22 protein-coding genes are annotated in these 22,456 nt (G+C 68.5%); 7 read left to right on the top strand and 15 right to left on the bottom strand.

The genetic code is table 11. The features are described 5' to 3' along the window. Positions 1-238: 238 nt before the first annotated feature. Together ftsY and MPLG2_RS08615 are read right to left on the bottom strand one after the other, a co-directional pair. The gene (gene ftsY / locus MPLG2_RS08610) at positions 239-1,366 is read right to left on the bottom strand and encodes a signal recognition particle-docking protein FtsY (protein WP_105185770.1); all 1,128 of its coding nucleotides are present in this window, start codon (positions 1,364-1,366) and stop codon (positions 239-241) included. An 86-nt stretch (positions 1,367-1,452) separates the two neighbouring features. Continuing rightward, positions 1,453-1,698 (bottom strand): hypothetical protein, encoded by a 246-nt coding sequence (locus MPLG2_RS08615; RefSeq protein WP_105185771.1) that lies wholly within the window; start codon positions 1,696-1,698, stop codon positions 1,453-1,455. Positions 1,699-1,865: 167 nt separating this feature from the next. On the opposite strand from MPLG2_RS08615, the gene MPLG2_RS08625 reads away from it, so the two are divergent. Beyond that, positions 1,866-2,345 (top strand): hypothetical protein, encoded by a 480-nt coding sequence (locus tag MPLG2_RS08625; protein WP_158680996.1) that lies wholly within the window; start codon positions 1,866-1,868, stop codon positions 2,343-2,345. A 169-nt stretch (positions 2,346-2,514) separates the two neighbouring features. Here MPLG2_RS08625 and smc read toward each other — a convergent pair whose 3' ends face one another. The 3 genes from smc to mutM all read right to left on the bottom strand — a co-directional run bounded on the left by smc (position 2,515) and on the right by mutM (position 7,507). Beyond that, a complete protein-coding gene (smc, locus tag MPLG2_RS08630) occupies positions 2,515-6,072 on the bottom strand; it encodes a chromosome segregation protein SMC (protein WP_105185774.1) in 3,558 nt (1,185 codons plus the stop codon). Between the two features lie 3 nt (positions 6,073-6,075). After that, a complete protein-coding gene (locus MPLG2_RS08635) occupies positions 6,076-6,540 on the bottom strand; it encodes a GtrA family protein (protein ID WP_105187565.1) in 465 nt (154 codons plus the stop codon). A gap of 106 nt (positions 6,541-6,646) precedes the next feature. Continuing rightward, entirely contained in the window at positions 6,647-7,507 is an 861-nt protein-coding gene (mutM, locus tag MPLG2_RS08640; RefSeq protein ID WP_105185775.1) for a bifunctional DNA-formamidopyrimidine glycosylase/DNA-(apurinic or apyrimidinic site) lyase, read from the bottom strand. 209 nt (positions 7,508-7,716) lie between these two features. On the opposite strand from mutM, the gene MPLG2_RS08645 reads away from it, so the two are divergent. Then, positions 7,717-8,703: a TerC family protein gene (locus tag MPLG2_RS08645; protein WP_105187566.1), complete on the top strand. Its 987-nt coding sequence runs from the start codon at positions 7,717-7,719 to the stop codon at positions 8,701-8,703. Here the strand turns inward: MPLG2_RS08645 and MPLG2_RS08650 are convergent. From MPLG2_RS08650 to MPLG2_RS08665, 4 genes are all read right to left on the bottom strand, one after another. Beyond that, on the bottom strand, positions 8,687-9,850 hold the full coding sequence (locus MPLG2_RS08650) for an NAD(P)/FAD-dependent oxidoreductase (protein ID WP_105185776.1): 1,164 nt from the start codon (positions 9,848-9,850) through the stop codon (positions 8,687-8,689). The genes MPLG2_RS08645 and MPLG2_RS08650 overlap by 17 nt on opposite strands. 159 nt (positions 9,851-10,009) lie before the next feature. Beyond that, positions 10,010-10,687, bottom strand: coding sequence for a ribonuclease III (rnc, locus tag MPLG2_RS08655; RefSeq protein ID WP_105185777.1), 678 nt, complete (start codon positions 10,685-10,687; stop codon positions 10,010-10,012). A gap of 11 nt (positions 10,688-10,698) precedes the next feature. Continuing rightward, positions 10,699-10,890: a 50S ribosomal protein L32 gene (rpmF, locus tag MPLG2_RS08660; RefSeq protein ID WP_105185778.1), complete on the bottom strand. Its 192-nt coding sequence runs from the start codon at positions 10,888-10,890 to the stop codon at positions 10,699-10,701. Between the two features lie 28 nt (positions 10,891-10,918). Next, entirely contained in the window at positions 10,919-11,479 is a 561-nt protein-coding gene (locus MPLG2_RS08665; RefSeq protein WP_105185779.1) for a YceD family protein, read from the bottom strand. Positions 11,480-11,737: 258 nt separating this feature from the next. Here MPLG2_RS08665 and MPLG2_RS18445 point away from each other — a divergent pair, with 258 nt between their 5' ends. After that, a complete protein-coding gene (locus tag MPLG2_RS18445; RefSeq protein ID WP_158680998.1) occupies positions 11,738-12,094 on the top strand; it encodes a hypothetical protein in 357 nt (118 codons plus the stop codon). Between the two features lie 28 nt (positions 12,095-12,122). Here MPLG2_RS18445 and coaD read toward each other — a convergent pair whose 3' ends face one another. Together coaD and MPLG2_RS08675 are read right to left on the bottom strand one after the other, a co-directional pair. Beyond that, a complete protein-coding gene (gene coaD / locus MPLG2_RS08670) occupies positions 12,123-12,605 on the bottom strand; it encodes a pantetheine-phosphate adenylyltransferase (RefSeq protein ID WP_105185780.1) in 483 nt (160 codons plus the stop codon). Beyond that, on the bottom strand, positions 12,602-13,180 hold the full coding sequence (locus MPLG2_RS08675) for an RsmD family RNA methyltransferase (RefSeq protein WP_105185781.1): 579 nt from the start codon (positions 13,178-13,180) through the stop codon (positions 12,602-12,604). Before MPLG2_RS08675 ends, coaD begins: the two co-directional genes overlap by 4 nt. A 92-nt stretch (positions 13,181-13,272) precedes the next feature. Here MPLG2_RS08675 and MPLG2_RS08680 point away from each other — a divergent pair, with 92 nt between their 5' ends. Continuing rightward, positions 13,273-13,710: a pyridoxamine 5'-phosphate oxidase family protein gene (locus MPLG2_RS08680; protein ID WP_105185782.1), complete on the top strand. Its 438-nt coding sequence runs from the start codon at positions 13,273-13,275 to the stop codon at positions 13,708-13,710. A gap of 58 nt (positions 13,711-13,768) precedes the next feature. Here the strand turns inward: MPLG2_RS08680 and MPLG2_RS08685 are convergent, their stop codons facing one another. From MPLG2_RS08685 to rpmB, 3 genes are all read right to left on the bottom strand, one after another. Beyond that, positions 13,769-14,692 (bottom strand): ribonuclease HI family protein, encoded by a 924-nt coding sequence (locus MPLG2_RS08685; protein WP_105187567.1) that lies wholly within the window; start codon positions 14,690-14,692, stop codon positions 13,769-13,771. 36 nt (positions 14,693-14,728) lie between these two features. Next, a complete protein-coding gene (locus tag MPLG2_RS08690) occupies positions 14,729-16,909 on the bottom strand; it encodes an ATP-dependent DNA helicase RecG (protein WP_105185783.1) in 2,181 nt (726 codons plus the stop codon). A gap of 111 nt (positions 16,910-17,020) precedes the next feature. Next, positions 17,021-17,206, bottom strand: coding sequence for a 50S ribosomal protein L28 (gene rpmB / locus MPLG2_RS08695; RefSeq protein ID WP_105185784.1), 186 nt, complete (start codon positions 17,204-17,206; stop codon positions 17,021-17,023). A 176-nt stretch (positions 17,207-17,382) separates the two neighbouring features. Here rpmB and MPLG2_RS08700 point away from each other — a divergent pair, with 176 nt between their 5' ends. Next, a complete protein-coding gene (locus MPLG2_RS08700) occupies positions 17,383-18,651 on the top strand; it encodes an integrase catalytic domain-containing protein (RefSeq protein ID WP_105187409.1) in 1,269 nt (422 codons plus the stop codon). A gap of 160 nt (positions 18,652-18,811) precedes the next feature. Here MPLG2_RS08700 and MPLG2_RS08705 read toward each other — a convergent pair whose 3' ends face one another. Then, the gene (locus tag MPLG2_RS08705; RefSeq protein ID WP_105185785.1) at positions 18,812-20,494 is read right to left on the bottom strand and encodes a ribonuclease J; all 1,683 of its coding nucleotides are present in this window, start codon (positions 20,492-20,494) and stop codon (positions 18,812-18,814) included. Positions 20,495-20,579: 85 nt separating this feature from the next. Here MPLG2_RS08705 and MPLG2_RS08710 point away from each other — a divergent pair, with 85 nt between their 5' ends. Both MPLG2_RS08710 and MPLG2_RS08715 read left to right on the top strand, forming a co-directional pair. Then, the gene (locus MPLG2_RS08710; protein ID WP_197710129.1) at positions 20,580-21,116 is read left to right on the top strand and encodes a GNAT family N-acetyltransferase; all 537 of its coding nucleotides are present in this window, start codon (positions 20,580-20,582) and stop codon (positions 21,114-21,116) included. A gap of 31 nt (positions 21,117-21,147) precedes the next feature. Then, on the top strand, positions 21,148-22,443 hold the full coding sequence (locus tag MPLG2_RS08715; RefSeq protein ID WP_105185787.1) for an acetyl-CoA hydrolase/transferase family protein: 1,296 nt from the start codon (positions 21,148-21,150) through the stop codon (positions 22,441-22,443). Positions 22,444-22,456 lie beyond the last annotated feature (13 nt).

The raw sequence follows: 22,456 nt of genomic DNA on the forward strand, positions 1-22,456 counted from the left end.
GACGCCGGTGGTGTCGTCGGTCTGCTCGGGCCAGTAGCACGGCGTCACAGCTCTCGTCCTGGCGCCGCAGCTCGGCAGCCAGTTCCTGGTCGTGATCGGACGGGTCGAACCAGTCGGTCAGCATCTCCACCGCACCGTCGGCGGTGACGTTCTGGGTGATCACGAGGCGCATCGGGTGCTCCGTTAGTCGGGATCACCAGCCTCGCCAACCCACGGCCCGACGCGCTAACCCCGAAGGTCACTCGCTCAGCAGCGCGTCCACGAACGCCTCGGCCTCGAACGGCACCAGGTCGTCGACGCCCTCGCCGAGCCCGATCAACTTCACCGGCACGCCCAGTTCGCGCTGCACCTGCACCACGATGCCGCCCTTGGCCGAGCCGTCCAGCTTGCTGAGCACGATGCCAGTGATCTGCACGACCTCGGCGAACACCCGGGCCTGAATCAGCCCGTTCTGGCCCGTGGTGGCGTCGATGAGCAGCAGCACCTCGGTGACCGGCGCAAGCTTTTCGATGACCCGCTTGATCTTGCCGAGCTCGTCCATCAGGCCGGTCTTGGTGTGCAGGCGTCCTGCGGTGTCGATCACGACCACGTCGACCTCGTCGTCGAGGCCGCGCTGGACCGCCTGGTAGGCCACCGCCGCCGGGTCGCCGCCCTCAGGGCCGCGGACCGTGGGCACGCCCACCCGGTCGCCCCAGGTCTGCAGTTGATCGGCCGCGGCGGCGCGGAAGGTGTCGGCGGCACCCAGCACGACGGTCTTGTCCTCGGCCACCAGCACCCGGGCCAGCTTGCCGATGGTGGTGGTCTTGCCCGTGCCGTTGACCCCGACCACGAGCACCACGCCGGGCTTGCCGTCCGCGCCGTCGACGCTCAAGGAGCGGTCCAGGCTCGGATCGACCAGCTTCAGCAACTCGCTGCGCAGCACCTGCTTGGCGGACGCCTGGTCGGCGACCCCGTCGATGGCCAGTTCCCGGCGCAGCGCATCGGTCAGCTCCTGGGTGGGCCCGACGCCCAGGTCAGAGGTGATCAGTACCGCTTCGAAGTCGTCCCAGGCGTCGGCGTCCAAGCGGTCGGACGACAGGATCGACAGCAGCCCACGCGCCAGGGGGTTGTTGCTGCCGGCCAGCCGGCGTCGCAGCCGGGCCATGCGGGTGGTGGGGGCCTCGGGACGTTCGAGAGTCGTGGTCGGTGCCGCCGGCTCGGCAGGGGTGGACTCTTCGGGCGCCTCGGGGGCAGGAGCGGTCGGCTGGGGCGACAATTCGCGCTTGGTGGCCGGCGGCAGCGCCCGGCGCCGAGCCAGAAAGATCGTGCCGGCAACGATGACCGCCAGGCCGAGCAGGCCGATGATCAGGAGTTGAAGAATGTCCACCCGGTCAGCCTACGGGAGCCACTCGGGCACCTTGGTGCCGGTCGAGCGTGCCGAGACCGACGCCGACGCGGGGCGCGGGTGAGGGGTTACTTGGCCGAGTTGGCCGACTTCGCGGACGATCCGCGGCGCATGTCGGGAATCTCTTCGAAGAACTCGACCAGGCCCTGCGGGGGCTCCGCGTCACCGTTGAGGTGCCGGGCGGTTTCAGCCATCACGTTGGCCAGTTCGGGCACCCGCTGCTTACCCGCCCCCTGCATGCCCATGGCGACGATCGCCACGATGCCGATGGCGACGGCGAGAATCACCACCATGACGAGCAGTGCGACGGCCATGAGAAACCTTCCGAACGGGGTACCACCAGTATGCCTCACGCCCGCCGCCCGCCGTGGGACGCAGGTCTTCAGCCAACCGGCAGGTGACGCCGCAGTCTTCCCGAGGCTGAGCTGAGAGCGTCTGGGGTGCCGGGCAGGGCGTCCGGCGTTACCCCTGAGGAGATCCCATGACCCCAGTTATGACCCCAGTTCGACGCCTGGCCGGCGTCACCGCAGCCCTCGCCGCCTGCGCCGCCGGCGGGTTTCTCGCCAGCACGCCCGCCCAGGCCGCCGAGGCCGCGCCCGCCCCTGACGGGTGCACGATCAGCATGCGCACCCCGCACGTGGTGGGCCACTACGCCGACGGCACCAAGAAGGTGCGCTACTCGGTCGCGGCGCACTGCACCGCCGGGCACACCATCGTGATCGAAGACCGTCGGCTCGAGTACGACCGCATCGGCCACAACGACAACACCGGATTCGGTGCCAAGGCGCTTCGGTTTCGCACCGAAGGCACCGTCGTGGTCTGGTGGGACGCCCGGCTGCCCAACACCGAACGCGGCAACGAAGAGGTCTTCCACCGGGCCCGGTTCAAGGTGACCGCCGACGGCGTGACCGGTAAGTGGTCCGATTGGCAGCGCTCGAAGATCGCGTCCATCGCCAACTGAGAAGTTCGCTGGTTGAGCTCGGGGGGACCGGGACGGTTCTCCGACGGTTGGAGAACCGTCCCCGCACCGGTTGGAGAACCGTCATCGCGGCGAACGCCGGGGTCTCCCAACCGCAGCCCGATAAGTCCCAGCCGCGATCCCGGGGCAAGCCCGGCATGACGAAGAACCGTCAGTCACGGAGCCGCTGGCTGATCACCGCCGACACGCCGTCGGAGCGCATCGTGACGCCGTAGAGGGCGTCCGCGATCTCCATGGTGCGCTTCTGGTGGGTGATCACCAGCAACTGGCTGTTCTCGCGCAGCTCTTCGTAGATCTGCAACAGGCGGCCCAGGTTGACGTCGTCCAACGCCGCTTCGACCTCGTCGAGAATGTAGAACGGGCTGGGCCGGGCCTTGAACAGCGCCACTAGAAACGCGACCGCCACCAGTGAGCGTTCGCCGCCCGACAGCAGCGACAGCCGCTTCACCTTCTTGCCGGCCGGACGGGCCTCGACGTCGACCCCCGTGGTGAGCCACTGGCCGGGTTCGGTGAGCACCAGCCGTCCTTCGCCGCCGGGGAACAGCCGGGCGAACGACTGCTCGAACGCCACCTCGACGTCGGCGTAGGCCTGCGCGAACACCTCCTGCACGCGGGTGTCGACCTCGGCGATGATGTCGGCCAGGTCGGTGCGGGTCTTGCGCAGATCGTCCAACTGCTCGGCCAGAAACGCGTGCCGCTCCTGCAGCGCGTCGAACTCCTCCAACGCCAGCGGGTTCACCTTGCCCAGCACGCCCAGGTTGCGTTCGGCGGCGCGCAGCCGCTTTTCCTGCTCGGCACGGACGAAGGGCACCGGCTCGGGTTTCTCGTCGTCGTCGGTCAGGGTACTGCCGTCGGCTTTGGTGAGCACCGGAATCAACTGGTCGGGCCCGTACTCGGCCACCAGCACGTCGGCGTCGAGCCCCAGTTCGGTCAGCGCCTTCTCGGCCAGGCCCTCCAACCGCAGCCGCTGCTCGGCCCGGGCCAGTTCGTCGCGGTGCACGTGGTCGACGAGCTCTTCGAACTGCTTGGCCAGTTCGCGGGCCCGCCGGCGCACGTCGGCCAGGTCGGCCTCGGCCTGCGCACGGGCCGCCTCGGCCGCCGAGCGCTCGGCCGCCGCCAGCTCCTGCGACGCCTCGACCCGACCCAACAGCCAGGTGGCTGCCGTCGTCACCGCCCGCGCCTCTTCGGCTTCGCGCCGCAACTGCTCCCGCCGGGCCGCGGCCCGCTCACGCGCCTGCCGCTCGGCCTGCGCGGCCCGCATCAGCGAGTCGGCCCGTCCGGCCAGGGCTTTGGCCCGCTCTTCAACGGTGCGCAGCGCCAGCAGCGCCTCCATCTCGGCAGCCCGCGCCACCCGGGCCAGGTCACCCAGCCGGTCGCGCTCGGTGGGGTCGGCCTCGACCACCCCGGTCTGCGCCGACGCCAGTTCGAGCCGGCTCTCGAGCGCGGCCAGGCCCTGCCGGTTCTGCTCACGGGTCGCCTGCGCCGCAGCGATGGACGCCTCCAGCCGCTCGGCCTCGGCACGCGCCGACCGGGTGGTCTGGCTGAGCGCCGCAAGCTCTTCGGCCAGCGCGGCGTGCTCGGCGTCGGACTCGTTCAGCCTGGCCAGTGCCGCTTCGGCCCGCTGCTGCGCGTCGGTCAGTTCGGCCTCGTGAGACGCCAGCGCGAACCGCGCCCGCTCCAACTCGGCCTGAGCGGCGGCGAGCCGCGACTCGGTCTCGTCGATCGCCGCCTGCACCTCGATCAAGGACGGCTTGGCCGACGATCCGCCCGAGGCGAACCACTGGCTCAGCACGTCGCCCTCGCGAGTCACCGCGGTGACGTCGGGCACGTCGGCCACCAGCGTCTGCGCCGCAGAAAGGTCGTCGACCACCGCCACCTTGCGCAGCAGCCGCACCAACGCCGGTCGCACGCCCGCCTCACACGTCACCACGTCCATGGCCCACACCGCACCTGTGGGCAGCGTCGGCCACGGTTGCTCCGAGGGTTCCGACGAGCCGCTGAGCAGCAACCCTGCCCGGCCCAGGTCTTCGGCCTTCAGGTGCTTGAACGCGCTCACCGCCACGTCGAGCCCGGCCACCGCCACCGCCTCCGACGCCGACCCCAGCGCCGCCGACACCGCGGTCTCGTACCCCGCACGCACCCCGATCAGCGCCGCCACCGAACCCAGCAGTCCGCCGATCGAATCGCCCGCAGCCAAGAGCGCCGCCGAGGCGTCCTTGCGCTCCAGGCCGAGCGCCAGACCGTCCAACCGTGCGGCCAGCGAGGCGCGCTCGGTCTGCGCCTTCTGCTCGTCGCGCCGGGTGTCGGCGATCGACGCTCCGATGCCCTCAACCGCCTCGGACGCCTTCTCGTACGCCGCGTCGAGACCCGACTCGCCCGCGGTCAAGCCGGCCAACTGGGTTTCGAGCACCGCGAACCGGTGGGTGGCCTCACCGGCCCGGCTGAGCGCGTCGTCGCGAGCGGCGGCCAGCCGTTCGATCTCAGCCCCCGCGGCCTCGGTGCGGCTGCGCAGGGTGTTGACCTCGCCGGTGAGCCGGGCCAGCCCCTCACGCCGGTCGGCGATCGCCCGCTGCTGGGCGGTGTAGGTGCGTTCGGCCTGCTCGTGGGCCTGTTCGGTCTGCTGACGGTGCTCGCGGGCCGCCGCCAGGGCCTGCTCGGCGTTGCCCACCTCGACGGCCAGCACCGCCTCGGCGGCGCGCATCTCGGCGGCCTCACGTTCGATCAACTCGGGGTCGCGGCCCGGACGGTCGCCGTCACCCGCGCTCTCGGCATTGCGCACCCGCTCGCCGGCGATGCTCATCGTGGTCGACACCCGCTCGCGCAGCGCGGCCAGGCCGTACCAGGTCTCGTGCGCTGCGTTCACCCGCGGCAGGGCGTCGCGGGTGGCGATCTCGGCCTGCCCTTCGGCCTCGCGCGCGGCGTCGAGGGCGGCCTCCACCGAGCGGCGCCGGGCCAGCAGGTCTGCCTCGGCGGCCAGGTCGCTCTGCAGGGCCAGACCCGCCTGCACGTAGTCGTCGGCCATCAACCGCGCCCGCGCGTCGCGCACCTCGACCTGGATCACGGCGGCCTTGCGGGCAACTTCGGCCTGCCGTCCCAGCGGTTTGAGTTGCCGGCGCAGCTCGGCCAGCAGGTCGCTCAAACGATTCAGGTTGGCGCTGGTGGCCTCGAGCTTGCGCAGCGCCTTCTCTTTGCGCTTGCGGTGCTTGAGCACGCCGGCGGCCTCTTCGATGAAGCCGCGGCGAATCTCGGGGGTGGCCTGCAGAATCGAGTCGAGTTGGCCCTGGCCCACGATCACGTGCATTTCGCGGCCGATGCCCGAGTCGGACAGCAGGTCTTGCACGTCGAGCAGCCGGGCCGTGTTGCCGTTGATGGCGTACTCGGAACCGCCGGAGCGGAACATGGTGCGGCTGATCGTCACCTCGGTGTAGTCGATCGGCAGCGCGCCGTCGGTGTTGTCGATGGTCAGCGTCACTTCGGCGCGGCCCAATGGCGCCCGTCCGGACGTGCCGGCGAAGATGACGTCCTCCATCTTGCCGCCGCGCAGCGACTTGGCGCCCTGCTCGCCCATCACCCAGCTCAGCGCGTCCACCACGTTCGACTTGCCCGACCCGTTCGGGCCGACCACGCAGGTGATGCCCGGCTCGAACGCCAGCGTGGTGGCTGAGGCGAACGACTTGAACCCGCGCAGGGTGAGTGACTTCAGATGCATGCGTTACCCGACCGACGCCTTCTGCCCGGCGTGTCGGTTGCGCACGTGCCTGAAGGTCCACAGCTTGTTGACCAGAAAGTTGATCGGCATGGTGATCACGATGGTGAACAGTTGCGCCCAGTACTCGCGCGATTGCAGGCCGGCGTTCTCGTGAAACCACGGCTCGGGCAGGTAGAACGGCGAGGTGGGGTTGGTGAACCCGATCTTGATGAAGATGCCCGCCAGCGCCGCCGCGCTGCCCACGGCGAGAAACGGCAGAAACTCCTGCAGCCACGGCGCCTTCTGACCGTGCCGAAAGGTCCAGCGCCGGTTGAGTTCGAAGTTGAACAGGTTGGCGATCAAGAACGCGACGATCCACACCAGGGTGGTGAACCGAAAGTTGAACGGCGTGCCGGGAATGGTGAACAGAATGTTCTGCGCGTTGACGGTGCCGCCGTTGGCCCGGTTCATCACGATGGCAACCAGCATGTTGACCACGACGCCGGCACCGCCGACCAGGCCGAACTTCACGAACTGCCGACCGACGTGGGCGTAGCGGCGGTAGAACGTTCCGGCTGAACTCACGAGGGGCACCCTATCGGGCGTGGCCCACCGGACGACGCTGGCACGTCGGGCAGCGATACGACGAGCGGTTCATGAACGGTTCGCGCACGATCGCGCGGTCGCAGCGCAGGCACGCCCGGCCCTCGCGGCCGTACACGGCCAGCGACCGCTCAAAGTAGCCGGAGGAGCCGTTCACGTTGACGTACAGGGCGTCGAAGCTCGTGCCGCCCTGGTCGAGCGCTTCGGCCATCACCGCCTTCGCCGCCTGCACCAGCTCGCGCACCTTGGCCGCGCTCAGGGTGTTGGCCGCGCGGTCGTAGTGCAGCCGGGCCCGCCACAGCGCCTCGTCGGCGTAGATGTTGCCGATGCCCGAGATCACGGTCTGGTCGAGCAGAACCCGCTTGATGCCCGAGCGTTTCGAACGGATCTTCTTCACCGCAGCGGTGAGGTCGAACAGCGGGTCGAACAGGTCGCGGCCGATGTGTTCCAGTTGTGCGGGCAGTTCGGCGCCGCCGTAGCTCAACGAGAGCCCCCCGAACATGCGCTGGTCGACAAAGCGCAGTTGGTTGGACGATCCCACGGGCACCAGATCGAACAGCACCCGGGTGTTGGGCAGCAGCGGGTCGCCGGCAGCGTCCAGCCGAAACTGGCCGCTCATGCCCAGGTGGGCCAGCAGCGCGTCGCCGTCGGTGAACGGCAGCCACAGGTACTTGCCGCGCCGCCTGGGCTCGGCGAAGGTGCGTCCGGCCAGGGTGAACGCGAAGTCGTCGGGCCCGGGCAGGTGGTTGCGTACCGGGCGCGGGTGCAGCACGGTGACCCGCTCGATGGTGCGCCCGGTCACGATCGACGACAGGCCCCGCCGCACGGTTTCGACCTCGGGCAGTTCAGGCACACAGCGATTGTGCCAGCGCGTCGTTTTGAGCCGTCGGCGCGCGCCGGCCCGAACGATCGATTTGTCACCACCGCCGCCCAACCGGCACAATTGCTTTCCGAGGGGAGTACTTCTCGTTCCATTCCGGTCAATCCGGCGCCGTCGGCGCCTCGGGGTGGAAGGCGTCAGCCAAGGAGACCTCAAAGGCCTAGCTACGAGGATTGTCGTTCATGCCCCTTGACTCCATCGGTACCCCCCTGCTCTGGGGCGTCACACTGGCCATCGTTCTGGCCCTGTTCGTGCTCGACTTCATCGTCACCCGCCGCCCCCACGAGGTGCGCATGAAAGAGGCGTTGGGGTGGTCGGTGTTCTACATCGCTCTTCCGGTCGCCTTCGGCGTTTGGGTGTGGACGGCGCACGGCAGCCAGATCGGCCTGGAGTACTACACCGGGTACCTGGTCGAGAAGACGCTCTCGGTCGACAACCTGTTCGTGTTCATGTTGCTGCTGAGCGCCTTCGCCGTGCCGAAGGAGTTGCAGCAGCGGGTGCTGCTGTTCGGAGTGGCCGGAGCGCTGGTGCTGCGCGGGATCTTCATCGCGCTCGGCGCTCAACTGATCGCGAACTTCTCGTGGGCGTTTCTGCTGTTCGGCGGCATTCTGCTCGCCACGGCGGTGAAGATGCTCGTCGACGCCGTCAAGGGTGCCGACCACGAGGTGCACGTCGCCGACCTGCGGTCGGTGAAGCTGGCGCGTCGGTTCTTTCCGGTGACCGACGACTACCGCGGCACCCGCATGGCCGTGCGCGAAGCCGGACGCCTGTCACTCACCCCCCTGTTCCTGGTGGTGCTGGCGATTCTGGCCGCCGACATCGTGTTCGCCGTCGACTCGGTTCCTGCCGTGTACGGCATCACCGGTGACCCGTTCCTGGTGTTCGCCACCAACGCGTTCGCGCTGCTGGGCCTGCGCGCCCTGTACTTCGTGCTCCAGGGCGCGCTGGCGTCGCTGGTGCACCTGGGCTACGGACTGGCCGCCATTTTGGGCTTCATCGGCGGCAAGCTGGTGCTGCACTGGGCGCACACCGTCTGGCCGGCGGTGCCCGAGGTGCCGACGCTGGCGTCGTTGGGCGTCATCGTCACCATTTTGGTGATCCTTGTCTGCACCAGCCTGTGGGCCACCCGCGACGAACGAAAGGCAGCCCGGGTCAGCGCAGATCGGTGAGTTCGTCGGGGTTGACCGACGTGCCGATCATGGCCCGGAGGGTGTCGTTGACGTCCCAGATGCCCACGTTTATGCCGGCCGTCACGGTGCGTCCGTCCGCCCCGCCCAACCAGTAGGCGATGCACTCGTTACCGTCCAGGTCGCCACGAATCTCGACGGTGTCGGACGGCGACCCGTGCCCCACGTACTCCATCGAGAACTCGAACTGGTCGGTGAAGAAGTACGGCTGCCAGTCGTAGGTCACGTCGTGGCCCAGCATGGCGCGGGCGGCGAGCTTGCCCTGCCGAATGGCGTTGTCCCAGTGTTCGACGCGCAACGGGCCGAGCGCCGTGTTCAGCCCCAGCGCCAGGTCACCCGCCGCCCACACGTGCGGGTCGGACGTGCGCAGCGAGCTGTCGGTGATCACGCCCTCACCGACCGCGAGCCCCGCCGCCTCGGCCAGGGTCGTGGACGGCGCCACGCCGATCGCCGCTAGCACCACGTCGGCGGCCAGCGGGCCGTCGCTGGTCTCGACGCCGGTCGCGGTGATCTCGGTCACCGTCGTCGAGGTGCGAACGTCGACGCCGTGGGCACGCTGCAGGGCGACCAGGTGATCAGACAGTTGCCGGCCCAGTACGTCGGCCAGCGGCGCCTCGCCGCGCACCAGCACGGTGACATCGGCGCCGTTCTGCCGGGCGGAGGCCGCGACCTCGAGGGCGATCCAGCCGCCGCCGATGATCACCAGCCGTGCGCCGCCGGCCACCTGTGCGTGCAGCACCTGTTCGTCGCCGCGCGTGCGCAGCACCAGGGCCCGCTGCGCACCCGGAATCTCGAGCCGACAGGGCTCGGCGCCGGTGGTGAGCAACAGCTTGTCGTAGTGCAGCTCGGTGCCGTCGGCAAGGATGACGGTGCGGCCGCCCAGGTCGAGCCCGGTCGCGGGCTGACCGGTGATCACGCGGGTGTCGCGTTCTGCGTACCACTGCGCGTCGTGCAGCACCTCGAACTCGGCCGTGCCCTGCAGCACGTCCTTGCTCAGCGGCGGCCTCTCGTACGGCAGCAGTGGCTCTGCTGCGACCAGGGTGAGCGGCCCGGTGAAACCCTCGTCGCGCAGGGTTTCGACGGCGTTCGCGGCGGCGAGGCCGCCGCCGATGATCACGATGCTGTCCATCGCCCCATCCTGGCCCGTCGGCGGCGTCGACGACACCCCGCTTCGGGTGTTCAGCCGTGCAGCTCGCCCGGTGGGCAATTGGGACGGTTCCGATTACCCACCAAAGTCTGTCCGTGCTCGCCGGGCCACCAAGCCGGCGCAACCCGCGTCCTGACGGCCTCAGGCGCTGAGCGCCTCGAACGCCGCCTTGGCGGCACCCTGTTCGGCCTGCTTCTTGCTGCGCCCGCCCGCGGCGGCGAACACCTGATCGCCCACCAGCGCGACCGCCTCGAACTGTTTGGCGTGGTCGGGGCCCGATTCGGTGACGGCGTAGGTGGGGGCGCCCACCTCAAGGGTGGCGCAGAGTTCTTGCAGCGACGTCTTCCAGTCGAGACCGGCACCCAGCCCGTCGGCGGTTTCGACCAGTTCGTCGAACAGGGTGTGCACGAAGGCGTCGGCCGCGTCACGTCCGGCCGAAAGAAACAGGGCGCCGAGCAGGGCCTCGAACGCGTCGGCCAGAATCGAGGACTTGTCGGCGCCGCCGCTGGCCAGTTCGCCCTTGCCGAGCTTCAGCAGGGGGCCGACCTCGAGCCCGCGGGCCACATCGGCCAGGGCGTTGGCGTTCACCACCGCGGCCCGCAACTTTGCGAGCCGTCCTTCGGGGTGGTCGGGGAAGCGCCGGTACAGGTGGTCGGTGATCACCAGGCCCAGTACGGCGTCACCGAGAAACTCGAGGCGCTCGTTGTGCGGAATCGCCCCGTGCTCGTAGCTGTAGCTGCGGTGCACCAGGGCAAGCTCGAAAAGCTGGGGATCGATGGTGATCCCCAGCTCGTCGAGTTGGTCATGAATGCGGCTCATGGCCGCCGGTGTCAGGGTTCGAGAATCTGACGCCGTGCGGCGCGGGGGCCGTACTGGCCGCACGCGGGGCACGCGGTGTGCGGCAGGTGCTTCTCGCGGCACGCGGGGTTGGCGCAGGTGACCAGGGTGGGCACGGACGCCTTCCACTGGGAACGGCGGTGCCGGGTGTTGCTCCGAGATATCTTCCGCTTGGGGACGGCCACGGCTCACTCCTTGTTTCTCGGCCTGGGCTCAGGCCTCGTCAGCTTCTTCGTCAGCAGCCGTCCACCCCGTCAGGTCGGCCCAGCGCGGGTCGATCTTCTCGCCGTGCGAGTGGTCGGGATCTGCGTTGAGGTCAGCCCCGCAGTCGGGGCACAACCCTGCGCAATCCGGCCGGCACAGTGGTGTGTACGGCAGGTCGAGCACCACCGTGTCGCGCAGCAGCGGCTCGAGATCGAGCAGCTCGCCGTCGAGGCGGCTGGCCTCTTCGTCGTCGGGTTCCTTGTCGGGGTAGAGGTACAGCTCCTGAAGGTCGACCTCCTCGTTCGAGGCGATCGGTGTCAGGCACCGTGCGCACTGCCCCGCCAACGTAACCTCGGCGGTTCCGGTGACCAGCACCCCCTCCACCACCGACTCGAGCCGAAGGTCGAGATCGACGGGGGAACCGGGTGGCACTCCGATCACGTCTGTGCCGATGCCGTCCGGCGCCTCGGCGATCCGTTGGATCGTCTTCATGGCACCGACCCTTCGCCCCAACTCATGGGTGTCGAGAACGAGACCGGAGCGAGGATCTGGATGGCGATACATAGTCATGACCGAAGGGACACTTTACCGACCTCGCCGCGTTGGCGCCAATCGCCGAGTTGACTCGTGCTGAATGCCCGCGTGGGTGGGGTCGTTGACTCATCTGAGAATGCCCGCGTGGGTCAGGCTGCGGGGATGGGGCTGACGATGAGGCAACGGAAGGCTGTGCTGGCGAGCCTGCGTGGCCGGTTCACGTCCACACCGGCGACCGCTGCCCGGATCATCTTGCGGGCATGGTCTCGATGCCAGCCGTTGACCGCGACCAGATTGATCCAAAATGGTCGACTTCTCAGCCTTGGTCGCCTTCGGCCACGCCTTGACCTGGCGGCGAAAGTCACCAAGACCTACGACACCGCCACCACCCCGGCCGGCCGGCTGCTCCGTGACCACCCCACCGTCCTCGACGACCAGGACCGGCGACACCTTGACAGTCGCATCACCCAGGCCAACCCGGCCCAACTACGCCGAGACATCGACCTCATCCAACGCAACCTGCTCGAACTCGCCCGCCGCCGCGGCACCATCCTCAAAGCAGCCAAACGCAACCACGTCTACCTATCCCGAACAAAAATGACGCGGGCAAAACGAAATGAGTCAACGACCCAACCCAAGCGGGCATCTTGACATGAGTCCACAGGATCGCGGGGGTGCGTCAGCCTTCGTGGTCGGTGCGTTTGTTCTCGATGCGCTCGGCGACCAGCGCGGGCACGAACGCACTGACGTCACCGCCCAGGGTGGCGACTTCGCGCACCATCGTGGACGACAGCGTGCCCCACTGCGCCGACGCGGGCAGCAGCACGGTTTCGAGACCGGTCAGCGAGTGGTTGATGTGCGCCATCTGCAACTCGAAGTCGAAATCGGACGCGAACCGCAGCCCCTTCACCACGTACCCCGCGTCACGCTCGCGGCAGAAGTCGACCAGCAGGCCGCTCAGCACCTCCACCTGTACGCCGGGTATGTCGGCCACGGCGGCGCGGGCCAGTTCGACCCGCTCGTCGGTGTCGAACAGGTACTTCTTGGCCGAGTTTCGCCCGACGGCGACGATCACCTCGCCGAACAGCGTGGCGGCGCGGTTGATCACGTCGAGATGCCCGTGCGTGATCGGGTCGAACGACCCTGGGCACACGGCTCTCATGCCTCCCCTTCCGTCGCGAAGTACAACGTCGTCTCACCGTAGCGACGTTGCCAACGATCACCCAACCGATCGGGCCAGGCGAACTCTCCCCCGCGCCGTGCCCGTTCGACCACGACGATGCCGCCGGGCACCAGCCACCCCTGTGCCAGCCGGTCGACCACCGACGATACGGTCTGCCCCGGCACCGCGTACGGTGGGTCGAGCCAGCACAGCTCGAACTGCTGCGGCTCGCCGCCCAGGTACTTCTCGACGGTGACGGGTACGACCCGCACGCCCAACTTCGTCTCGGCCGCGTTGCGGCGAATGACCTCCGCCGCGCGGCGGTCGCTCTCGACGGCCACCACGGGCGCGGCCCCACGGCTGGCCGCCTCGAGCGCCACCGCGCCCGAACCGGCATACAGGTCGAGAAAGCCGTGGCCGCTCAGCATGATGGCCGGATCGCCGACTCGACCCAGTTCGGACGCCAGCACGCCGAAGGCGGCCTCACGCACCCGGTCTGAGGTCGGACGGGTCGCGTCACCCGCCGGCGTGTGCAACCGATGACCCTTGCGGCTACCGGCGATGATGCGCGACATGAGTGGATGCTAGTGGTGCGTCGCCCACCTGCCCGCGGGTCTGCCTGCCAAAACCGCCTGCGGCCCGCGAGCCTGAGGGCCACAATGACCCCATGGCAGCAGACGACCCCATCACCGTGCTGAGCGAACACGAAGCCTGGCAGTTGCTCGGCACCGCCCGGGTCGGCCGACTGGCCACCGTCATCGACCGACAGCCCGACATCTTTCCCGTCAACTTCGTGGTGGACGGCCAATCGCTGGTGTTTCGCACCGCCGAGGGTTCGAAGCTGCTGCAGTTGATCGTCAACAGTGGGGTGGCCTTCGAAGTCGACAGTTGGCACGAGCGCTCCGGCTGGAGTGTCGTGGTCAAGGGCGAGGCTGCTGAGGTCACCGACCAGGCCGATCTCGACCACATCGACACCCTTGGGCTGACTCCATGGGTGGCAACCGTGAAGAACCATTTCATTCGCATCAAGGCCGCCGAGATCAGCGCGCGCCGGTTCGCGTTCGGCGTCGAACCCGACCGCGAGCCCGACTACACCAGCGAGTAGGCGCGGTTTTCGAGCTTCCGGCGTCCGCCGGAATGACGGAGCGCCCGCGACGTGCGGGTCACACGATTGGTTCGCGGGTGCCCTGGTGGAACCGCTGTACCCAATCGCCGCCCGCGCGCACCCACAGCGAGCTGCGCAGTACCGAACTCGACCCGTCGGTCGCCTCATCGCCGGCCGAGCGCCACAGCAGCAGGATCGCCTGCGGCGCGACGCGACTGACCGACAGCACCTCGAGCGTCGCGGGCTCGGCCAGGGGTGCGACGTGGGCCAGCAGCTCGGGGCGCGTCCACAACCGTCCCGACCGACCGATCTCGCAGAAGTCGGGGTGCAGCAGGGCAGCCACTGCTGCCGGGTCACCGCGCACCTCGTCGCTCAGCAACGACCGCTCCAGCGCGATCACGCGCTCTTCGTCGGTGGGCTCGGGCTCGTCGGCGAAGAGGTCGTCCTGAACGGTTGGTGCCGCACCGCCGGACGGCTGCGCCACCGACGGCGTCGAGTCGGTCACCTGCCCGCTCGCACCGGCCCCGAAACCCGGGCCCGGGTCGGGCCGACCGCCCTTGCTGAAGGCCACCGCGGCACCGTTGGCCAACCGGTCGGCCTCTTCGTTGAGCGGGTGCCCCGAGTGACCCTTGACCCATTCGAAGCGCACCCGACGCCCCTGCAGCGCCTGGTCGAGCTGCTTCATGATCTCGACGTTGAGCACCGGCTTGCCGTCGCCCTTACGCCACCCCTTGCGCTTCCAGCCCGGCAGCCACTTGGTGACGGAGTTGATCACGTACACCGAGTCGCAATAGATCAACAGCTCGTCGTCGTGGCCGGCGGTCTGCCTCAGCAGATCGAGCACGGCGGTCAGTTCGCCCTGGTTGTTGGTGCCGTGCGGCCAGCCGCCACACGCCCAGCGGTCTTGGTCGATGTACCACGCCCAGCCGGCGGGGCCGGGGTTGCCGAGGGCGGAGCCGTCGGCAGCGGCGATCACAGTCACCGGCTCATCGTGCCAGAGCCGGGCCGGCAAAGCTGATCAGCTCAGTTCGAGCCAGTCGCCGGCGGCCAGCATCTCGATCGATTGGACGGCATCGACGAAGCCTGGTGTGGTGCGCTCGGGATCGCGCTCGACGGCTTCGGCGGCAATGGCCTTCGCCTGGGTGATCACGTCGGCGTGGGCGAGCACGCTGAGCAGCCGAAGGCTCGATCGCGCTCCCGACTGATCGGCGCCCAACACATCGCCTTCGCGGCGCTGAATCAGGTCGAGTTCGGCCAGTTCGAAGCCGTCGCTGGTGGCCGCCACCGCCTGCAGCCGTTCGTTGACGACGTCGTCGGCCAGTGCCGAGCTGATCAGCAGGCAGACACCCGGGTGGCCGCCGCGGCCGATGCGGCCGCGCAACTGGTGCAACTGCGAAATGCCGAAGCGTTCGGCGTCGCAGATCACCATCATGGTGGCGTTGGGCACGTCGACGCCCACCTCGATCACCGTGGTGGCCACGAGTACGTCGAGTTCGCCGGCGACGAAGGCCGCCATGGTGGCGTCTTTGGAGTCGTTGGGCAGTTGGCCGTGCAGCATGCCCACCCGCAGCCCGGCCAACTGCACCGCACTCAACTCGGCGGCCAGGTCGACCACGCCGATGCCCTCGTCGCTGGACTTGATGCGCGGCACCACCACGAACGCCTGCCGGCCCTGCGCGACCTCTTCGGCGACGCGCTGCCACGCCCGGTCGACCCAGGCCGGACGCAGCGCTGCGTCGACCACCACCGTGCCCACCGGCTGCCGGCCGGCCGGCAGTTCGTCGAGGGTCGAAACGTCGAGGTCGCCGAAGATGGTCATGGCCACCGAACGCGGGATCGGGGTGGCGGTGAGTACCAGCACGTGTGGACGGGCCGTCGCCTTGTCGGTGAGCACCCCGCGTTGTTCGACGCCGAAGCGGTGCTGCTCGTCGATGACCACGAAGGCCAGGTCGGCGAACTGCACCGCCTCATGCAGCAGCGCGTGCGTGCCGATCACGATGCCGGCCTCGCCCGAGGCGGCCCGCAGCAGCGCCTCGCGTTTCGCCGCCGCGGGCGTCGAGCCGGTGATCAGCACCACGTCGGTGGCCACGTCGGGCGAGCCGAGCAGTCGCCCGCCCGCCAGGTCGCCCATCAGCGCCCGAATGGTGGCGTGGTGTTGGTGCGCCAGCACCTCGGTGGGGGCCAGCAGTGCGCACTGCCCGCCCGCGTCGACCACGGCCAGCATGGCGCGCAGGGCCACCACCGTCTTGCCCGAGCCGACTTCGCCCTGCAACAGCCGCTGCATCGGACGCGCCCGGTCGAGTTCGGCGAACAACGTGTCACTGACCACGCGCTGACCGTCGGTGAGGGTGAACGGCAGCCGGGCGTCCAGCGCGGTGAGCAGCCCGCCCGCGGTGGCGCGCCGGGGAATCGCGGTGTGGGTGGAGGCGTCCGCTCGTCGGTAGGCCATGGTGAGCTGCGTGGCGAACGCCTCGTCGAACAGCAGCCGTTGCGTGCCCGCGTGCGCCTCCGCCAGTGACCGGGGCTGGTGGACGGCCGCGAACGCGTCGGCCAGCGGCATGACGTCGGCGGCGTCGAGCACCCAGTCGGGCCACGGATCGTCCGCCCCGCTGAGCGTGGCCAGCCCCAGCCGGCAGCATTCGGCCACCTTCCAGGTGGGCAGCTTCGCGGTGGCCGGATACATGCCCACCAGGGCGGCGCTGCGGCTCATGGTGGCGATCAGCTGCTTCTTCTCGGACGACCCGACGATCGCCCCCGACGCATTGAGCATGACGAACTCGGGGTGGGTGAGCTGCAGCTGCTCGCGAAACCGGCCGACCTTGCCCACGAAGATGCCCCGGACGCCCTTGGCCAGTTCGCGCTGCCAGTACTCGACCAGGTGCTCGCGGCCGAAGAAGGTGACCGCCAGGTAGCCGCGCCCGTCGGTGAGGCTCACCTCGAGCCGGCTCGGTCTGTTGCGACCACCGTTGACGATCTTCGTGCTGCTCACCTTGGCCATCACGGCCACGTGGTCACCGGCTTCGAGGGTGGCCAGGTCGGTGAGCTCGGTGCCCGACAGATAACGCCGGGGCAGGTGCCGCAGCAGGTCGCCGACGGTGTGAATGCGCAGCTTCTCGAGGTCTTTGGCGGTGCGGGCGCCGAGCACGTCGGCGACGGGAGCAGCCAGCTCCCGAAACGACTGCGTGTGCCACGTCACCATGGCCTAAAGCCTAAGCGGCGATGCTGACAGAACCCGCCACAGTTCTCGGCTGCCGATGCGCGGACAAAGCAGAAGGACCCGCCGGGGCGGGTCCTTGCGATGCCGATCAGGTCAGCGGGTGACCTTGCCGGACTTCAGGCACGACGTGCAGACGTTGAGCCGCTTCGGGGCACCCTCGACCACCGCGCGCACGCGCTGGATGTTCGGGTTCCACCGGCGGTTGGTCTTCTTCTTCGACCAGGGCACGTTGTGGCCAAAGCCTGGGCCCTTGGCGCAGATGTCACAGACGGCAGCCACTGGTAACTCCTTGATTTGCTTGGGATCAGCCCCTCACAGGGACCGTCCAACTATACCCGAGGGCCGCGCGCCGAGCCTAATCGACGAGTTGACTCGTGCTGAATGCCCGCGTGGGTGGGGTCGTTGACTCATCTGAGAATGCCCGCGTGGGTCAGGCTGCGGGGATGGGGCTGACGATGAGGCAACGGAAGGCTGTGCTGGCGAGCCAGGTCAAGGCGTGGCCGAAGGCGACCAAGGCTGAGAAGTCGACCATTTTGGATCATCTGGTCGCGGTCAACGGCTGGCATCGAGACCATGCCCGCAAGATGATCCGGGCAGCGGTCGCCGGTGTGGACGTGAACCGGCCACGCAGGCCCCGCGAGCCTGTGTTCCGCTACGGACCTGAGGTGATCGACGCCTTGGCGGTGTGCTGGGCGGTGCTGGACGGACCCAGCGGCAAGATCGTGCGCCCAGCGCTGCCGGTCCTGGTCGCGAGCCTGGTCGCCAAGGGCGAGCTGAACGCGACACCCGAAGTCATCGACGCACTGCTGGCCATGTCGGCGGCGACCATCGATCGCCGATTGCGGCCCTACCGGCTCGGGCTGGTCGGCAACCTCAAGGGCCGGTCCTTGACCCGCCCCGGATCGCTGTTGAAATCGTCGATCCCGCTGAAGACCTGGCACGAGTGGGACGACACCCAGCCAGGGTTCATCGAGATCGATCTGGTCGGTCACGACGGCGGCGACAACAACGGCCACTTCCACTACAGCCTGGACGCTGTCGACGTGGCTACCGGTTGGACCGAAACCATCACCGTGAAGTCCAAGGGCGAAAGGATCGTGGCCACCGGGCTGGAGCAACTCGCCCTCCGGTTCCCGTTCGCGATCGTGGGCGTCCACTCTGACAACGGCTCCGAGTTCATTAACCACCACCTGATGAGCTGGTGCAACACCCGTGAGATCACGTTCACCCGCGGCCGCCCGAACCATTCCAACGACCAAGCCCACATCGAACAGAAGAACTGGACCAGAGTCCGCCGCAACGTCGGCTACTACCGCTACGACACCAGCCGGGAACTCGACCTGCTCAACCAGCTATGGCCCCTGGCCGCTGAACTGTCCAACCTGTTCACCCCGCAACAGAAGCTGAAAACCAAGACCCGCACCGGAGCGAAAGTCACCAAGACCTACGACACCGCCACCACCCCGGCCGGCCGGCTGCTCCGTGACCACCCCACCGTCCTCGACGACCAGGACCGGCGACACCTTGACAGTCGCATCACCCAGGCCAACCCGGCCCAACTACGCCGAGACATCGACCTCATCCAACGCAACCTGCTCGAACTCGCCCGCCGCCGCGGCACCATCCTCAAAGCAGCCAAACGCAACCACGTCTACCTATCCCGAACAAAAATGACGCGGGCAAAACGAAATGAGTCAACGACCCAACCCAAGCGGGCATCTTGACATGAGTCCACAGGATCGACGAGTTGGTGAGCCCATGCCCGCATAGTTTTGTCGTACGGCCGTGACAGGCTGTGCCTCAGACCACTGCCACCACGAGGCACGCGATGAGCACCCCCGCACCGTACCCGCCCCCCTGGCCGACGCCGATCACCTCCACAGGTCAGGCCGACACCACCACCGGCAGAATCATCGGCCGGCGGCGGTAGGTGTTGCTCACCCAACGGCCCACCGTGCGGCGCACCACCTGCTGCAGGCCGCGGACGTCTTCGGACCCGTCGGACATCGCCGACTCGATCACCTTGGCGATCTCGACCTTGATGCCGTCGAACACCGAGTCGTCTTCGACGAAACCCCGCGCGTGAATGTCGGGCCCGCTGACGAGCGTGCCCGAGTGCAGATTCACCACCACGACCACGGTGATGAAGCCGTCGGCGCCCAGAATCTTGCGGTCGCTCAGCTCGGCGTCGCCGATGTCGCCCACCGTGGAGCCGTCGACGAAGATGTAGCCGCAGTCGAGCCGTCCGACCGCCTTGGCCTTGCCCTTGGCCAGGTCGACCACGGCCCCGTCCTCGACCACGATCGCCCGGTTGCGCGGTACGCCGGTGGCCACGGCCAGGTCGGCGTTGGCGATCAGGTGTCTGATCTCGCCGTGCACCGGCATGACGTTCTTGGGCATGATCAGGTTGTAGCAGTAGAGCAACTCCCCCGCCGAGGCGTGCCCAGACACGTGCACCAGCGCGTTGCCCTTGTGCACCACGGTGACCCCGTTGCGTGCCAAGCCGTTGATCACCCGGTAGACCGAGTTCTCGTTACCCGGAATCAGCGACGACGCCAGCAGCACCACGTCGCCGGGCCCGGCGGTGACCACCGGATGCTCGTGGTTGCTGATCCGCGACAGCGCCGACAGCGGTTCGCCCTGCGACCCGGTCGAGATCATCACGACCTTGTCGTCGGGATAGTTCTCGAGTTGCTTCAGATCGATCAGGGTGTTGGCCGGCACCCGCAGGTAGCCGAGCTCCTGCGCCACGGTCATGTTGCGCACCATCGAACGCCCGATGTAGACCACCTTGCGGCCGTGCCGCACGGCGGCGTCCATGACCTGCTGCACCCGGTGCACGTGCGAGGCGAAGCAGGCCACGATCAGCTTCTGCTTGGCCGAGGCGAAAACCCGCTCCATGGCGGGTTCGATGTCGCGCTCGTGGGTGGTGAAGCCGGGGGTTTCAGCATTGGTCGAGTCGGCCATGAACAGGTCGACGCCCTCGTCGCCCAGGCGGGCGAAACCGCGCAGGTCGGTGAGCCGGCCATCGAGCGGCAGTTGGTCCATCTTGAAGTCGCCGGTGTGCAGCACCAGGCCGCCCGCGGTGCGCATGGCGACGGCCAGCGCGTCGGGAATCGAGTGGTTGACGGCCAGAAACTCCAGGTCGAACTCGCCCACCCTGATGCGGGTGCCTTCGCTGACCACGCGCAGGTCGACGTCACGCAGCCGGTGCTCTTTCAGCTTCTCGCGCACCAGCGCCAGGGTGAGCCGTGAACCGAGCACCGGAATGTCGGGCCGTCGGCGCAGCAGGTAGGGCACCGCGCCGATGTGGTCTTCGTGGCCGTGGGTCAGCACCAGGGCCTGCACGTCGTCCAGGCGGTCTTCGATCAGATGCAGTCCCGGCAGAATCAGGTCGACGCCGGGGTGGTCGTCCGAGGGAAACAGCACGCCGCAGTCGATCAGCAGCAACTGGCCGTTGATCTCGAAGCTGGTGCTGTTGCGTCCGACGTCGCCGAGACCACCCAACGGAATCACGCGAAGGGTGTCTGCGGGCAGCTTGGGGGGTGTCTTGAGCAGGTCACGCACCCTTTCACCCTAGTGCTGTCGGGCCGTCCGACGTGATTCGGGCGTATTCGCTGGGCGCGCAGCGTCGCCCAGTAGCATCAGCAGCGTGATCGCCGATTCCGTCCGCCTGGCCCTGCCTGCAGAGGCCACGCAGATCGCGGCGATCCAGCGTCGTGGCTGGGTGCAACGGTTTCCGCAGCAGCTGGCCGATTCGGTGCTCGCCGAACTCGACCTGGCCGATATGGTCGAGTCGTGGCATGGGGCGATCGTGCGACCTCCGCTCGCGCAGTTCAGAGTGCTGGCTGCGGTGTCCGACGACAAGGTGGTGGGTTTCGCGGCGGTCGGCCCCAGTGACGACGACGACGCCGAACCAGGGGTGGACGGCCTCGTGGCCGAGTTCACCATCGACCCGCCCGCACAGCGCGGCGGCCACGGTTCACGACTGCTCAACGCGTGCGTCGACACCCTACGTGCGGACGGCTTCGAGCGGGCGACCTGGTGGGTACGCACCACCGACGACGCGCTGCGTGGCTTTCTGATCGAGGCCGGCTGGGCCCCCGACGGCAGCCATCAGGAGATCGGCACCGACGACGAGCAGACCCGCGTCAAACTGATCCGGCTCCACACCGACATCACCGACTAGACCCAGCACCCATCGCACCGAAAGGACGACGATGTCCTACCACCAGCAACTCGATCGGGTTCGCACCGACCCCGACACGGCGGTCACGGTGGTGCGCGACCACGACACCATCGTGGTGCCGATCGCCGCCGGTGAACCGCCGACTCTGCTGCACGCGCTCTCAGAGCGCCGCGAGCACCTGCGCGGCGTGGTGGTGTCGCAACTGCTGGGCCTGGGGCGTTACGCGTACTTGAGTGAGGCTCACGCCGGCAATGTGCGGCACTCGTCACCGTTCTTGGGTGCAGCGACCCGTACCGGCGCCCACGAGGGGTGGATCGACTGGGTGCCGGCTCACTTCAGCGAGGTGCCGGTGCTGATCAGGCAGGGCCTGATGCCCTGCGACGTGGTGTTCGCCCAGGTGTCGCCGATGAGCCCCGACGGGCTGTTCGCGCTGGGCGTGAGCACCGACTACACGCTGGCCGCCATCGAGAAGGCCCGCGCGGTCGTGCTCGAGGTCAACCCGCAACTACCGTTCACCAACGGCAACTGCCACGTGCATGTCAGCCAGGTCACCCACGTGGTCGACGCGACGTCGCCGATGGTCGAGTTGGCGCCGTCGGTGATCGGCCCCACCCAGGTGGCCATCGCTCAGCACGTCGCTGAACTGATTCCCGACGGCAGCACGCTACAGATCGGCATCGGCGGCATTCCGGACGCCGTGGTGAAGCAGTTGATGACCAAGAACGATCTGGGCCTGCACACCGAGATGCTGGGTGACGGCACCCTGGCGCTGGTCGAGGCCGGGGTGATCACCAATGCCTGCAAGAACTTCCATCCGGGCAAGCTGATCGCCACGTTCGCGCTCGGCTCGGCGCGGCTGTACGAGTTCATGGATCACCGGGCCGACTTGGAGATGCACCCCGTGGACTACACCAACAACCCGTTCGTGGCCAGCCGCAACGACAACCTGCACTCGATCAACGGCACGCTCGCGGTGGACTTCTTCGGCCAGTGCGCCTCGGAGTCGCTCGGCCGTCGTCCGTTCTCGGGGCCCGGCGGCCAGGTCGACTTCGTCCGCGCCGCCAACGCGTCCAACGGCGGCAAGTCGATCATGGTGGTGCCGTCCACGGCCAAGGACGACTCGATCAGCCGCATCGTGGCCACCCACGAACCCGGCACTCCGATCACCACCGGCAAGAACGACGTCGACCACGTGGTGACCGAGTTCGGCGTCGCCCGGCTGCGTGGACGCTCCGTGCGCGAACGCACCCATGCGCTGATCGAGATCGCGCACCCGAACTTTCGCGACCAGTTGACCGAGCAGGCGAAGGACCTACGGTTGTGGTGACGAGAGGAGCCGC

The organism is Micropruina glycogenica, assembly GCF_900289045.1.
GTDB classification, from domain to species: Bacteria; Actinomycetota; Actinomycetes; order Propionibacteriales; family Propionibacteriaceae; genus Micropruina; species Micropruina glycogenica.